Source organism: Mobilicoccus massiliensis, assembly GCF_000826525.2.
Taxonomy (GTDB): Bacteria; Actinomycetota; Actinomycetes; order Actinomycetales; family Dermatophilaceae; genus Mobilicoccus; species Mobilicoccus massiliensis.
Window position 1 is genome coordinate 16,210 of sequence record NZ_LN651330.1, and the last position, 14,368, is coordinate 30,577.

At 72.3% G+C, this 14,368-nt stretch carries 12 protein-coding genes; 3 read left to right on the forward strand and 9 right to left on the reverse strand.

Annotation, left to right across the window (positions count from 1 at the left end; translation table 11 throughout):
• Nucleotide 1: 1 nt before the first annotated feature.
• The 9 genes from BN1197_RS09870 to BN1197_RS09915 all read right to left on the reverse strand — a co-directional run bounded on the left by BN1197_RS09870 (nucleotide 2) and on the right by BN1197_RS09915 (nucleotide 11,745).
• On the reverse strand, nucleotides 2–1,015 hold the full coding sequence (locus tag BN1197_RS09870; RefSeq protein WP_040159125.1) for an FHA domain-containing protein: 1,014 nt from the start codon (nucleotides 1,013–1,015) through the stop codon (nucleotides 2–4).
• The gene (locus BN1197_RS09875; protein WP_040159127.1) at nucleotides 1,012–2,289 is read right to left on the reverse strand and encodes a VWA domain-containing protein; all 1,278 of its coding nucleotides are present in this window, start codon (nucleotides 2,287–2,289) and stop codon (nucleotides 1,012–1,014) included. The genes BN1197_RS09870 and BN1197_RS09875 overlap by 4 nt, the downstream gene beginning before the upstream one ends.
• The gene (locus BN1197_RS09880; RefSeq protein WP_082043784.1) at nucleotides 2,282–3,613 is read right to left on the reverse strand and encodes a PP2C family protein-serine/threonine phosphatase; all 1,332 of its coding nucleotides are present in this window, start codon (nucleotides 3,611–3,613) and stop codon (nucleotides 2,282–2,284) included. The genes BN1197_RS09875 and BN1197_RS09880 overlap by 8 nt, the downstream gene beginning before the upstream one ends.
• Entirely contained in the window at nucleotides 3,610–5,955 is a 2,346-nt protein-coding gene (locus BN1197_RS09885; RefSeq protein WP_040159130.1) for a serine/threonine-protein kinase, read from the reverse strand. The genes BN1197_RS09880 and BN1197_RS09885 overlap by 4 nt, the downstream gene beginning before the upstream one ends.
• On the reverse strand, nucleotides 5,952–7,061 hold the full coding sequence (locus BN1197_RS09890) for a hypothetical protein (protein WP_040159133.1): 1,110 nt from the start codon (nucleotides 7,059–7,061) through the stop codon (nucleotides 5,952–5,954). Before BN1197_RS09890 ends, BN1197_RS09885 begins: the two co-directional genes overlap by 4 nt.
• Entirely contained in the window at nucleotides 7,058–8,074 is a 1,017-nt protein-coding gene (locus BN1197_RS17340) for a hypothetical protein (protein WP_040159135.1), read from the reverse strand. The genes BN1197_RS09890 and BN1197_RS17340 overlap by 4 nt, the downstream gene beginning before the upstream one ends.
• A complete protein-coding gene (locus BN1197_RS09905) occupies nucleotides 8,071–9,774 on the reverse strand; it encodes an AAA family ATPase (protein WP_052466443.1) in 1,704 nt (567 codons plus the stop codon). The genes BN1197_RS17340 and BN1197_RS09905 overlap by 4 nt, the downstream gene beginning before the upstream one ends.
• 61 nt (nucleotides 9,775–9,835) lie before the next feature.
• Complete coding sequence (locus BN1197_RS09910; protein WP_040159645.1) at nucleotides 9,836–10,462, reverse strand: hypothetical protein; 627 nt, start codon at nucleotides 10,460–10,462, stop codon at nucleotides 9,836–9,838.
• Nucleotides 10,463–10,518: 56 nt separating this feature from the next.
• Nucleotides 10,519–11,745, reverse strand: coding sequence for a toxic anion resistance protein (locus BN1197_RS09915; RefSeq protein ID WP_040159137.1), 1,227 nt, complete (start codon nucleotides 11,743–11,745; stop codon nucleotides 10,519–10,521).
• A gap of 145 nt (nucleotides 11,746–11,890) precedes the next feature.
• On the opposite strand from BN1197_RS09915, the gene BN1197_RS09920 reads away from it, so the two are divergent.
• The 3 genes from BN1197_RS09920 (at nucleotide 11,891) to BN1197_RS09930 (ending at nucleotide 14,220) form a co-directional block, all read left to right on the forward strand.
• Nucleotides 11,891–12,181 (forward strand): hypothetical protein, encoded by a 291-nt coding sequence (locus BN1197_RS09920; RefSeq protein ID WP_040159139.1) that lies wholly within the window; start codon nucleotides 11,891–11,893, stop codon nucleotides 12,179–12,181.
• The gene (locus tag BN1197_RS09925) at nucleotides 12,178–13,572 is read left to right on the forward strand and encodes an alpha/beta hydrolase family protein (protein WP_141397259.1); all 1,395 of its coding nucleotides are present in this window, start codon (nucleotides 12,178–12,180) and stop codon (nucleotides 13,570–13,572) included. The genes BN1197_RS09920 and BN1197_RS09925 overlap by 4 nt, the downstream gene beginning before the upstream one ends.
• Before the next feature lie 240 nt (nucleotides 13,573–13,812).
• The gene (locus tag BN1197_RS09930; RefSeq protein ID WP_141397260.1) at nucleotides 13,813–14,220 is read left to right on the forward strand and encodes a hypothetical protein; all 408 of its coding nucleotides are present in this window, start codon (nucleotides 13,813–13,815) and stop codon (nucleotides 14,218–14,220) included.
• Nucleotides 14,221–14,368 lie beyond the last annotated feature (148 nt).

Genomic DNA, 14,368 nt, shown 5'->3' on the forward strand with positions numbered 1-14,368 from the left:
GTCAGTCGCCGATCTCTCCGGCGGTGGCGGGACGCACGACGAGGCGGGTCCACGCTCCGACGTACACCCGGTCGTCGGCGTCGACCTCCGTGCGGCCGGTGATCGGCGAGGACGGCAGGGGCCCGACGGCGGGCCCGATCCACGTGCCGTTGCTCGAGTCGAGATCCTCGATCCACCACCGGCGGCCGTCGCTGGTGAGCAACGCCTGGCGGCGGCTGACGGCGGAGTCGATGCCGCAGTCGATGTCGGGCACCGAGCTCCGGCTGCGGCGGCCGATCAACGCATCCGAGCCGACGAGGGGCACGACCTCGGGCGGAGCCGGCGAGGGGCACGCCTCCTCGGTGTCCTGTTCGGCGTACCAGTCGGGGTCGATCCACACCTCGACCACCCAGTCGCCGACCACCTCACGCGACGGCGGACGGTTGACGGGGCGCGGGGACCGACGGTCCGGACTCGCGACCTCGTCGTCCTCGTGGCCGCCCCGGTCATCGACGCCCGCCACCGCGGCATCGGCGACGACCTGCTCACCCACCGGCGTTTCGGGATCGTCGCTCGCACGCACCGCGCTCGCCGAATCCGCACTCGTCGGTGCGGGCGAGGCCACGGGTTGGGCAGGTTCGGGCGGGGGCGCCGGGCTCGCGTCGTCCTCTGCCGGAGTCCGCGGTTCGGGTGGCACCGTCCGACCGACCGGGTCGGGCAGGTCGAGAAAGCTCGGTTCTCCGCCCTCGACGCGAGGCATGACGCCGGTGGTGAAATCGAAGCCGCAGACCTCGCAGAAGAGGTTGTCCTCGGCGTTGACCGCACCACAGTGCGGGCAGGCCTGCGCGGCAGCGGCATCCGACGATCCGGATTCGTCGTCGGCGACCGCGCCGCCCGCCTTCGGGGTCGACGCGACGCCGCCGGCGGCGACCCCCGGCGACGGCACCGCCGACCCCGCGGGCGCGTCCATGGGCACGCCGCAGACGTCGCAGTAGTCCTCGGCCGCGGAGTCGTGGCCGTCGGGGCATCGCGTCATCGCCTGACCCTGGTCGTCTTGGTCGAGGCCGTGTCGAGCGCCATCTCGTCGAGGCGGTCGATGCCCTGCTTGAGCCGCACGCGCCCGGTTCCGGCGTCGTCGATGTCGACGACGCGCGAGAGTCGGTCGGTGGCGTCGTCGTTGCCGGTCTCGGCGGCGAGCTGCACGGCGCGACCGAGACGGGTCGTGGCGGTGACGTCGTCGCCGATCGACTTGGCCGCGAGCCCCTCCTGGATCGCCTTGGCGAGCTCCGTCTGACCCGTGTAGTGGGCCACCTCGGGGCTGATCCGGGCGGTGAGCGAGTCGTCACCCGACCACTTGGCCTTGACGAGTCCCTGCGCGACCACGTCGTCACCGACGGCGAGTTGCACCCGGGCCGCGAGCTGTTCGGCGCCGAGCGCCTTGGCGGGCAACCGAACCGCGACGTGGTATTCGCGGGTCTCGTCGGCCCACGACCCCGTCGGGTACCCGCCGGTCAGCGGGTTGATCGTCGTGCGGCGCGCCGTGAGGTCCTCCAGCCGCGGCGCGACCTGACGCACGAACAGCACCTCCGACCCCTGCGGCGCCCACACCCGCAGCGTCGCGTCGGCCACGCCCCGCGCCATCGAGGCCCGCATGAGCCGCTCGAACTCCGCCGCCATGTCCTCCCGGCGCGGGATGAGGTCGACGGTGCCGAGCAGTGCCTCGGCGATGCGCCGCACCTCCTCCACCTGCCACGCGGCTCCCAGGCCGCGGCAGTCGGCCTGGAACCGCCCGCGCACCCGCTCGATGGCCTCGGTCAACTGCTCGGGCGTCTCGTGCTGGTTCTCACCGTCGGTGAGGAGGATGACGTGCTTCTGCGTGAGCGAGGGGACCGTGTCGAACAACTGGGCCGCGGCCAACAGCCACGTGCCCATCGCCGTGCCGCCGTCGGCGTAGAGCCGCCCGAGCGACCGCTTGGCCTCGAAGCGCGTGGCCGGTGACATCTGCACCATCGCGGCCGTGTACCCGTCGGGGTAGGCGAGTCGGGCCTGGTGGTTGCCGGCGACGACGGCGAACCACACGCCGTCGAGGATCTGGTCCAACGCCGTCGCGGCGGCCTCCTGGGCAGCGCGAACACCCGCGGCCTCCATCGATCCCGAGGTGTCGATGACGATGATCTCGCCGGCATCGCCACCGGCCGACTGACCGGCGCGCCCGGCGCCCGTGCACGTGATCGACACGATGGCGTGCACGTCGGTGGCACCCGCACCGAGGAACTCGTTCTGGTGGACCGCGGCCGAGAACTCAGCCATCCGTGCCTCCTTCTCGCGTCGATCGGGGGTCGTTCAGCCGAGCCGTGATGACCGTGATGTTGTCATGCCCGCCTCGGGCGTTCGCCCACGTGACGAGGCCGCGCGCCAGCGCGAGCGGATCGATGCGGGTCAGGGCCGTCGTGTTCCCGGCGTCCCCATCGGTAGCCGCCCGCGGGGGTTCGGCCACATCGCCGGCCGCGGCGACGTCGGCGAGCGCGGTGGCGAGGGCGGCCGGGTCGCTCGCGTAGTTCCACAGCCCGTCGGAGCACAACAGCAGCCACCCGGCGCGGTCGACCTGGAACGAGGCCTTGCGGGGGGTGTGCTCGGGCGCGTCGACGCCGAGCCACCGGGTGATCGTGTGCGCGCCGGGGCCGGATTCGGCCTGCTCCCGGGTGGCGCCGAGCGAGATCTGCTCCTCCGCCCAGGAGTCGTCGATCGTCAGTTGAACGGCGGGCGCGTCGTCGGGAAACCAGTAGGCGCGTGAGTCCCCGACCGAACCGACGACAACGTGACCCCCGTCGATCGCGGCCGCGACGATCGTGCACGAGGGGTTGGCGTGCTGGGCGTCGGCCACGGCCTCGTCACCGAGCTCCCGATGGACGGCCCGCGTGATGTCGGCCACGGCGTCGGATGCGGCGTCGGTGGCCGCGTCCAGGCGCGCCGACATCGCCGGGACGAGCGAGGAGGGCACACCGACGCCGGTGGAGGTCGCCCGCCCGAGGATCGTCACCGCGGCGTCGGCAGCGGCCTGACTCGCGTCCTCCGAACGCAATGCGGTCGAGACCCCGTCGCAGACGACGAGCCCGGCACGCGACCCGTCGACGACGAGGGCCATCGCGTCCTGGTTGGACTCGTGATGGACGCCGACGTCGCTCACCCCCGCCACCCACGGCGCCGCAGCGTCCTCGGTGTGGTCACGGGGATCGGGCCGGGGCGATCCGCACTGCTCGCAGTAACCGTCGGAGTACCCGCCGCCGCACTGGCACCGCGGCTGGTCGTCCTCCGGGATCGACGTGGGCGCCGGGGAGTGCGCCGCCGGCCCGCCGAGCACCAACATGCCGCCCGAACGAGGCGCGCCCTCGCCCGGGAGGCCCTGAACGGGCTCGGCCGCCTCGATCCTGCTGCCGCAGTTCTCGCAGTACGGGCCGTCTCCGGTGGTCGTGCGGCACGCCGGGCAGACGGTCAACTCCTCGGTGCTCTCCTGCGCCGCCAGCGGCGTCGTCGGGTCGGGGCCCGCGCCCTGCTCGGGGGTGCGCGCGGCGGACTCCTCTCCAGGCGAAGGTGTCTCGTCGCGGCCGGGCTCGTCGGGGTGACCGGGCGTCATATCAGGCTCCAGGGTCGGATGCGGTTGGCCTCGTCGACGAGTCGGTAACGCTCGCCGGGGTCGGGGGTGAGTCGGGCGAGGTCGCGGTAGGCCGACTCCAGAGAGCGGCGAAGGCGGGCCTCGTCGGCGGGTTTGTCGTCGATCTGCGCCTCCGAGTCGTCACCGGCGACGCGGGCGGCGAGGGCGCGTTCGTACACCTGCACCGCGAGCCAGGCACGAGCGCGGGGCTCGAGTGCGATGCCGGCCGAGCCGCGCAGGACCTCGAGCAGGTCGGCCACGCTGCCACCGGCGCGGGTGAGGAGGTCGGCGCGCATCCACCGGGCGCGCGAGTAGGCGCCCGAGGTGGCGGGCACGGTCTCGATCGCCTGCACGGCTCCGGCGTGGTCGCCCCGCGCCGCACGGGTACGGGCGAGGCCGAAGGCGGCGGCGACGATGTAGGCCGAATCCGTGCGCAGACACGTCGTGTAGGAGGCGTCGGCGGCGGCGAGGGCCTCCGCACCGCCGATCTGCTCGAACGCGCGGGCCATCGCGAGGCGCGGTGCGAGTTCACCAGGCAGCTGCGCGTACACCGCGCGGAACGATTCCAGGGCATCCGACCCGTCGCCGCGTCGCAGGGCGTCGAGGCCGAGCAGCCACACGGCCCGCCAGTCCCACGGGTCGTGCGAGAGCAGCGAGTCCGAGGCCTGCGCGACGAGGTCGCCGCGTTCGGCGCGCAGGGCGGAGCGTCCCATCTCGAGGACGACCTCGGGGGTGATCTCGGGCGCCGCGCGCAGGGCATCGAGCCGCCGCGCCGGATCGGACTCCTGCAGGCCGCGCAGCCAGGAGTTCATCGGGTCCTGCTCGTCGGGTTTGACGCCGGGCAGCTCCCACCAATCGAGGCTCTCGCCCGTGACGACCGGGGCCTCGAACGAGGGGGACACCGGCGCCTGGGTGGCCACGCCGCCTCCGGGCCGGTCGGCGACGACCTGACGCAGTACGCCGAGCGTCTGCACCCGCAGTTCCTCGATCGAGACGAAGCGGTCGGCCGGGTCGGGCGCACAGCACTTGGCGACGAGTCGGTAGAACGGGTCGTGCTCGCGGAACGCCGGCGTCTGGGTCAACGGCGGCAGCGAGTGCACGAATCGGCTCTGGTAGCCGCGGAACTCGGTGGTGAGCACGACCAGCGTGCGCCCGATCGTGTAGATATCGCTGCCGATCGACGGGCCGGTCTCGGCCACCTCGGGCGCCTGGTAACCGATCGTGCCGTAGATGGGTGACTCGAGGTCGTCGATCTCGCGCATGCCGCCGAGGTCGATGAGCTTGACGCCGTCGACGACGTGGATGAGGTTGTCCGGCTTGAAGTCGCAGTAGAGCAGCCCGTGGTCGTGCAGGTAGGCGAACGCGGGCAGGATGCCGAGGACGTAGGCGAGGGCGTGCTCGACCGGCAGCGGGTCGTACTCGCCCTTGGCCATGAGCCGGTCCTTGAGGATCTGCTTGAGCGAGACGCCGCCAACGTACTCCATGACCGTGTAGGCCAGGCCCTCGTGTTCGACGACGTTGTACACCTCGACGATCTGCGGGTGCTCGACCTGCGCGAGGAACTGCTGTTCGGCGATCGCGGCGGCGACCGCGTCCTCGTCGCCCGCGTTGAGGAGCCCCTTGAGCACGACCCACCGGTCCGAGACGTTGCGGTCGCGGGCGAGGTAGATCCAGCCGAGACCGCCGTGGGCGATGGGCCCGGCCACCTCGTACTGGCCGGCGACGAGGTCGCCCGCGGTGAGCTTGGGCGTGAACGAGAACGGGTTACGACACTGTGGGCAGTAGCCCTGGGTGCGGCCGGGAGACCCGTCGTGCGAGCGACCCACCGGAGCTCCGCAGGACGGGCAGATGCGCCGTTCCTCGGGCACGACCGGGTCGACGAGGACGGCCTGCATGGGGTCGGTCTCCTCGACCGGGGGCACCTGGGTCAGCCCGGCGCCGAGTCCCGAACGTCGGACGCGTCGGTGGGGTCGCACGTGACGTCGCACCCCTGCTCCCCGGGCCGAGCCGAGCGGGGTGACCGTGGCGCGATCGGGGACGAGACCGGATTCGACGGGGGAATCCGCGGCCTCGTCGCGTGAGGGGTCGACGGGCGAACCGGTGGCGGACCAGCCGGCCGAACCGGCGGATGAGGGTGCCTGGGACGCAACGGAGTTCGCCGAGTCGGGCGGGTCTGCGGCCGAGGTGGTCGGCGCAGGTCGGGCCGTGGGCGAGGGCATCGGGTCGGCGTCGGGTGCAGGGTCGGGGTGCTCGGGCATCCCGCACCAGTCGCAGTACCCGTCGAGATAGTGCCCGGGGCAGCCGGTCTCGCGGCAGGCGGTCATCGCCGGGCTCCCAGGTACGCGTCGAGGGCGCCGGCGACGGCGCCCAGATGAGCGAGATCGGTCGGCGTCGTCGTGAGCTCACGCCCGCGGCGCGCGAGCATGCGCGCGTCGTCTCGCAGGTGTTCGGGCAGGTCGTCGATGCGGCCGGCGTCGCGATCGAGCTGGGCCAGGAGGTCCGTGCGCCGTTCGAGGGCCTCCGCGTACGTCGAGCGCGCCATCTCCAGGGCTCGCCCGACCCGATCGAGGCGGGTGCAGAAGGCGTCGAGCTCGGCCGGATCGCTCGGAGGGTCGCCGAGGGCGGAGACGTCGGGCACCCCGAGCACCGGTGCGTCCGCGACGGTCGCGGCGCACCTCGCGGCGAGTGCGCGCACGGCGTCGCCGCGGGCCGCGAGGTCGGTGATCGTCGCCCGCACGCCCTCGAGTCGGTCGCGGGCACGGGTGCGGTCGGCCGCGGCCACGATGAGATCGCGTTCGGTGGTCGCGACCTGCACCTCGAGCGGACCGAGCAACCCGCCCACGTCGGCCCCGCGCCGCACGCGGTCGGTGAGATCGACGAGACGACGATCGAGGCCGACGAGCACCTCCTGGGCCGAGGCGGCCCGGCCGGCGGGAATGCCGGCGACGAGGTCACGGATGCGCTCGACCGAGGCGCGCAGCTCGCGCACCCGGTGCTCGACGTCGGGCTCACTGCCGTCGAGGCCGAGAGCGCGGCGCAGGCTCGCGGCGAGGGAATCCGAGAGGCGGCACGCCTCCGGCAACGAGACGGAGAGCGCGGTGCCCGCCGCGGCGTCGTGGTCGAGACGGCCCCAGATGAGGGTGGTGAGCCGGGTCCGATCCTGCGCGAGGAGGCGGCCGGAGTCCCAGGCCGCGACGAGCAGGTCGTGCCGGTCGGCCACGGCCTTCCACAGCGTCATCGACAACAGGATGTCGCCGGTGAGCGCTTGCCGGTCGGGCGACCGCACCGCGGCCTCGTCGAGCGCGTCGAGCTCGACCCGGCGCCGATCACGCCACGTACCGAGGGCATCGAGGTAGGTGAGCAGCTGCTCGGCCGGCACGTCCTCGCCGAGAGAGCCGGGAGCGGGGGGCGCGGTGACGAACGCGGTCATCGGTACTCCTTGCGACGCTCGTCGACGCCCATCCAGGCGAGCCCCGCCGCCGCCAGGCCGCCGACGAGCAGCAGCGGGCCCGAGCCGGACGTCGCGAGGCCCTGGGCCGACAGACCGCTGAACGCGTAGCCGGAGACCGCTCCGGAGAGAACGAGCGCTCCGGTGAGGCCGGGGTTGACGATCCGCTTGGTACGCACGGCGAGCCAGCGTGAGGCTCCGAGGAGCGCGACGAGCGTGGCGAGCGAGGTCACCGAGAGGAACCCGATCGAGAGCACGGAGGAGACCTCGGCGCCGTCGGAACGCTCGGCGTTCTTCGTGCCGAGTTCGGTGAGGACGGGGGCGATGCGCTGGGTACGGATCGATTCCGCCGCGGAGAAGCGGCCGGCGGCCGCCGAGCCGGTGGTGCTGCGGGCCTCCTCGAGCGCCGCGACGTACGCGGCGTACGCCGCCGAGAGGTCGGTGAGCCGGTCGACATCGCCGGTGAACTGTCGTGGGCCGGAGGCCGCGCGCGCGGTCGCGGAGGCGATACCGCTCGCACCCGCCTCGATGCTCTTGAGGTAGCCCTGCTCACCGGCCGCGCCGACGGGCAACCGCGGTGCCGTCGCCGACATCGACGAGATCGACTGGGCCGCGCCGTCGAGATCCTGGGTCTGTGCCTCGGCGACGGCCTGGACCCGAGGGGCGTCGCTCTGCACCAGCGCGTAGGCCGCCGCGCCGTTGAGCGAACAGGCCAGCACGCACCCCAGCGCGAGGCGGGTCATCGACGAGACGAGCGACTCCGCCCGGGCCCTACGGCGTGCCGCTCGTGTGTTGCCGCCCTTCTGTTCGATCTCCGCGTGGGGAGGAGTCCACGTGGCGGGGGTCGTGATCGTCGAGCCCGTCGGCCGGGGTGTCGTCGCCGGCGCGGTCGCGGTACCGGCCGAAACCCCCGTCTCGAGGGCACCGGTGGCCTGCGCCGTCGATGACGTGGCCGGCGCCGCCTGGGCCGCGGCCGAGGAGCGTGCGGGGCTCATGCGCGCTCCTCCGAGGGCTCTGATGTTTCGGAGAGCGGGTCTGCGTGCTCGACCGGGGGTGACGCATCCTCGGCTTGGGGTGAGGCGACGTCCGTGACCGGGGAGAGCGGATGCTGCAGCTCCTCGTCGTCGTGATCCTCGAGGTCGACGCGTTCGATGGTGCGTAGGTCGTCGATGCTCGGATCGTCGAGGTCCTGGACGCGCCACGCGTGGCGGCCGATGGCGCCCTCGAGGACGTTGCGGGCGAAGCGACCGTTGCCGAACGACTCGTCGCGGGGTGTGGCCGCGAGGATCTCGCGGAACCGGGTGAGCGCCGCCTCGGAGAGCACGTAGTCGGACTTCTTCGCGAGCGAGAGCAGGATGTCGGTGATCTCGTCGTCGGTGTAGTCGTCGAAGGTGATCGTCGTGCGGAACCGGCTGGCCAGGCCGGGATTGGTGTCGATGAACTCCTGCATCGGGCGGGGGTAGCCGGCGACGATGACGACGAGTTCGTCGCGGTGGTCCTCCATCTCCTTGACGAGGGTGTCGATGGCCTCCTGCCCGTACTGGTCGCCCGAGAGGGAGTAGGCCTCGTCGATGAACAGCACGCCGCCGAGCGCCGACTGGGCGATCTCGGCGGTCTTCGTCGCGGTCTGACCGAGGTAGCCCGCGACGAGCTCGGAGCGGTCGACCTCGACGAGCCGGCCGGTGGAGAGCAACCCGAGGGCGTGGTAGATGCCGCCGACGAGCCGGGCGACGGTCGTCTTGCCCGTGCCGGGATTGCCGACGAACACGAGATGCCGGGTCATCGTCGCGGTGCGCAGACCGGCCTCCTGCCGCTTGGCGTCGACCCTGAGCATCGCGACCTGTTGGTGGACCTCGCGTTTGACCCGGCGCAACCCGATGAGCTCGTCGAGTTCGCCGAGCAGTTCCTCGACCGACTTCTGCGGCGGGGCGGGCTCGGTGGGCCGGTCGGCGCCCGCAGGCTCGGCTGCACCCGCGACCGCGGCGGGAGCCTCGGCCGGGGAGTCGCCGGGGCGGATGCCGCCCGCGGCCGGTGAGGGCGGCAGGTCGAACGGTGTGAGCGGGCCGGGGGTGGGCGTGCCGCTCCACAGCTCACGGGTGGCGCGGGTGAGCGCCGCGAGCTGGTCCATGACCGCGCCCGAGGTCAGTCGCGCCTCCGGGAGCGCTGACGGTGGGGAGTGCGGATCGGTCGGCAGCCCCGGAAAGGCCCCGGCCGGGGACGCCCCGACTGCCGGAGTGGTCGGCATCGCGCCGGGATCGTCGGACGCCGTGACGGGCGCGTTGGTGGCCCGCACACCGACGGCGGCGAGCTGCGCCTGACCGGTCGTCGTCGCCTTGCCGACGGCCTCCCGGCTCGCGCCCGGCACCGTGCAGGCGGCGGTGGCGACGTCGACGAGTGCAGCGGCGTAGGCGCGTGCCTGGTCGGGCGCGTCGGCCGCGAGACCGGCGAGCAGCGGCGTGGGCCCGGAGGCGAATCGACGACCGCGCGAGGCCGCGTCGAAGAAGTCCTGCGTGGATCCACCCATGACCTCGCGCCACCCGAGATGCACCTGCGAGGGCGCCGACGTGCCGACCACGCCCGCCGCGAGACGACGACCCTCCTCACGCACCGAGTCGGCGTCCAACCCCGCGGCCGTGCCCACGCGCACGAGCGCGTCGAGGGCGACCGGCAGAGGCTGGGGATCGGTGGACGTCATCGGTGTCCTCTCGGTGAGATCGGGGCGGGTGCGGAACGGGTCGGGGTCGCCATTGCGCAGGTCACGGCGAGGGTGGTGCGAGTGGACTCGGCTCGTCCGCGTCGGTCGCGCCCTCCTTCTCGGCGCCCGGCACAGGCGTCGACGGCATCGGGGGCATCGGTGGCTCCGCCGCGCCGGAGCCGGTGAGATCGAGCCGGCCACCGCTGCTCGCCGGGCCGAACTTGTCCTCGAGGAACCGGGCGTGTGCGACGAGGGCCGTCGCGTCGTCGCGGCAGACCGCGTCGAACACGCGGTCCATCGTCGCGCCGAGCAGGTCGAGCTGGTCGACGAGCACCATGAGCGAGGTGCGCGCACCGTCGACGGGGCGGCTGTCGGCGAACCGGCGCGGCAACCGCAGGTATCCGTTGACGGCCTCGGGCAGGTAGTCCGTCGCGGTCGCCATCACCGAATACCCCTGATCGCTGCCGAGACCGACGACCTCCAGCCGGGGGATCGTGTCGCGCACGGTGGCGGTGACCCGACGTACTCTCGCCGCGACCACCGACGGGGCGGCGCCGCCCGCGACCAGCGACTCGGCGCGGTCGAGTGCGACCCGCAGGTCGTCGGCCGTGGGAGCCCGCGGTGTCTCGATCGGCTGCTCCGCCTCCGTCTCACGGCCGCCCAGCCGGGAGAGAAAGTCCCCGAACATGCTGCCCACCCTCTGTCGCGCCTCGTCGTTCGTCCGTCACCACCGACCCGTCACGGCTACAGACGCGGCGGGTCCCCGAGGTCGAACGCGCCGGCAGCGCGGCGCTGCTCGCTCGAACGGGCCCGGTCGAGGTAGCTCTGCGACTTGGCGACCTCGGACTCGAGCACGCCGATGGTCTGCGCCATGTTGTCGAGCGCGCGCACCTTGAACTGGTCGATGGAATCCATCGTCGCGTAGATGTTCTGGAACGCCGCCTGCAGCTGCGGCAGCCCGATCGTCGAGCTCGCGGCCTGCTCCTGGATGGCGGCGGAGTTGTCGCGCAGCATGACGCTCGTGCGCTCGATGAGGTTGCTCGTCGTCGTGTTGAGCGCGGTGATCTGCTCGAGCACGAGCTTCTGGTTGTTGAGCGCCTGCGCCACGATGACGGCCGTGCGCAGCGCCGAGATCGTCGTCGTCGTCGCGCGGTCGACACCCTTGATGAGCTCGATGTTGTTCTTGATGACGATGTCGATCGCGAGGTAGTTCTGGATCGAGACCGCGAGCTGCGTGAGCAGATCCTGATGCTTCTGGCGCACGTAGAACAGCACGTCCTCGCGCATCGCCTTGGCCCGCTCGGGGTCGGTGGCGTCGAGTTCGGCGATCTGGGCCGTGAGCTGCGCGTCGAGCCGCTCGGCGATGTAGACGTACTGGTTGAGCCGCGCCATCGAGCTCCAGAGCTGCTGCTTCTCGAGGTTGAGCGCGGCGTTGTCGCGCTGCAGCTCGTCCTGGCCGCTCTTGAGGGAGTGGAGGATGCCGTCGAGGTGCTTCTGCGCCGACTCGTACTTGCGGAAGTAGTCGGTGATGCGGTCGCCGAACGGGATCATGCCGAGCACCTTCTTGGCGCCCTTGGCCTGGCTCGGGTCGAGATCCTCGACCGTGCGGCGCAGGTCGAGCAGCGTGGCGCCGACCTTCGACTCCTTGCTCACCGCCCCCGACTGCAGCGCCTTGACCGGCGACTTGAGCAGCCGGTTGCTCGTCTCGGCCGCCGCCCGGATGTCGGAGTCGCCCATCGTGCGCACATCGGCGGCGCGGCGGTCGAACTCCGGACTCTTGGTGACGGCGGAGGTGAGCCCGGTGAGGTACTCCTGGACCTTGGACTCGAGCACCGGCACCGCCTCGGGCGCGACCTGCGGCGCCATCTTGGGCGCGCTCGTGGCGGGCACGGCCTGGGACGGCGCGGGGGCCTCGAGCGTGAGCGGCGGCGCCGCGGCCATCCCGGCCGGCGGCTGCAGGGGCTCGGTCATGGAATCTCCTTCACCTGGCTGGCGGGGTGGCGCGCATCCATTCCACCCCAACGGTCGCGACCACGTCCAACGTTCCCACACCCGCTCGGGGTAGACCTGTGGACAACCCGGATCACGGATCGGGGAATCCCCCTAGCGTGGCGACATGCCGTCGCCCACGCCCCTCTCACGAGCCACTCCGCCCCAGGTCCCGGGTCTGTCCGCCCTGCCCGACCTCGCAGGTCTGGCCGCGCGCCTCGACGCGGTCGCCGACGATCTGGTGCTGCAGTCCCGTCTGGCTCGTGCCGGGTACACGCAGGTGGTGTGGGACGACGAGGCGCGAGGCGCCCTCGACCAGCGCCTCGACGCGCTCGACCACGAGCTCACGGGCATCGTCGCCGGACTGCGCGAGCGCTCGGCCGCGCTCCGGCGTGACCTTCTCGGTGCGCAGCCGTGAGCCGCCCACCGGTGGGTCCGGGGTCGATCCCGCGGGCGTGGTCGCCCGAGATCCTCCCGCCGCGACCGCGCGCGCCCGTCCGGGTGGCCGGTGGAGCGCACGATCCGGCGAGCCGTTTCGTCACCGACGTCGAGGCGGTGCAGCGGGCGGCGGTGGCCTACCGCAATCGGGCCGAGGAGATGCGGCGGCACGTGTGGGACCTCCGCCGCATCGACCTCGACGTGTGCCTCGCCGCGATCCCGTCCGCGTCGTTCGCCCGTCGAGCCACCGACGCGCGGATCATCCTCGGCCTCGCTCGCACGCTCGAGCGGCACGTGCAGGCCCGCACCGCGCTCGCCGAGCACACCCAGGTGGCCGTCGTGCTCTACCGCGACGTCGACGCCGCCAACGCTCGCGCGTTCGATCTCCTACTGGACCGGGGGGTGCACGATCTGCGACAACCTCGCCAGAACCCGTGGGTGCTGGAGAGCGCGGGGCAGTGCACGACGACTCCAGGTACTCCCGGTACTCCAGGCAATGGTGAGGACGAGGAGTACCGGCTCCCGGCATGCCCGCAGTTCACGTGGCCCGACCTGCCGGTCGAGAACCTCTACGGCCGACAGGAGTTGGTCATCGACGACGTGTGGGCCCTGCCCACGCAGACGGCGGTGCCGGCCGGACTCGCGGGCGCGTTGCAGACCGTGCACGACAGCTACGCCGCCACCAGCCGCGACGGCGACGAGGAGGTCGACACGGTCGACGTCCGCAAGCGCAGCTACGTCGACGCCTCCGGACGAGAGCGGGAGAGCTACGTCGTCGACCTCGCCGGCACCTCCGCCTGGGATCTGCTCGACCTGCGCCGGGGGGAGGAGTATCGGTCGATGCGGCCCAACGTCGAGGGCGCCCTCGGGCGTGCCTCCGCCGAGGCCCGGCTCATCCCCGAGGTGCTCGAACGCGCCGGAATCCCTCCCGGCGCCGAGGTGCTGCTCGTCGGCCACAGCCAGGGCGGGATGACGGCCATGTCGGCCGCGGCGCTGCCCGCCATGCGGGCGTATCGGCTCAAGGTGCTCACCGCGGGCTCGCCGGTCGGGCGGATGCCCGTGGTCCCCGGCGTCACCTACCTGCATCTGGCCAACCCGGGCGACGTCGTGCCCCGGGCCGAAGGGGTGCGCAACCGCCCCTCACGCAATCAGGTGACGGTGACCACCGGCAAGCCGCCGCACACCTTCGACGAGGACCACGACATCGGCACCTACGTCGACGAGGCCGCTCGTATCGACGCCGAACGTGCCGCCGGAGTGCCGCCGTCACTGGAGTCGACGCTCAAGGAGTTCGAGGAGGCCGGGCACCTGCGGCGCGAGGGCGAGAGCGATGTCACGACGACGATCCGGGCACGGATCCGGCGGCGTTGAGGGCGAATCTCAGCCGATACGACGATCTCGCACAGCGGACACACAGGGCGACGAGACAGGTTGCGCACGTGGGACGAACGAGCGGGAATCCGTACCCCTTACGAGAACTTGACCAAAACCCTTGCGTGCCAAGGTTCTTAATTCTCCCAAGCTCGCAATTCTGTCCTCATGCCCGGCGTGCGGGTGCCGATAGTGCCCCGACACGGTCGACGAGACACGGCCGAACGAGGAGGGATGACGATGTCACTGCATGACGCATTCGACCTGTCGCCGCTCATCCAGGCCGCCCACCACGACCTGGGGGCACCGGTGACGGGCGAGACCCGCTGGGTCTGTGTCGGGGAGCGCGAACTCTCGGCGCTCACGACGAGCGACCGCGATCTCATCCGCGTGGTCACCGGAGAACGGCTGCCGGAGAGCGGCGACGGTGACCTCGCGGTCAGCTTCTTCGTGCTGCAGATCGCCGCCGACCGGCTCGTCGGCGCTCTGCGCGACGGCGACGACGTGCCGATCACCTACGTCGAGGACGTCTACACCGCCTACGAGGAGAACCCCAGCGGCACTCCGCTCTGCGGCGAGCTGCTCGACCTCTCCCTCGCCTACCTCGCAGGCCGCGAGCTCGCGCTCCTGGGTCCCGACCTCTCCTGACCCGCCCCTCGTCGCTCAGACAGGCGGTTCGCACCACTCTCCCCGCTCGAACAGGCGGTTTCGTCCGGCTTCGCGGGGTGAAAGAGCCTGTTCGAGCGGAGTCTGCCTCTGGTCGCTCCCCTCGATCCGGCCGTGTGCTCGCTGCCCT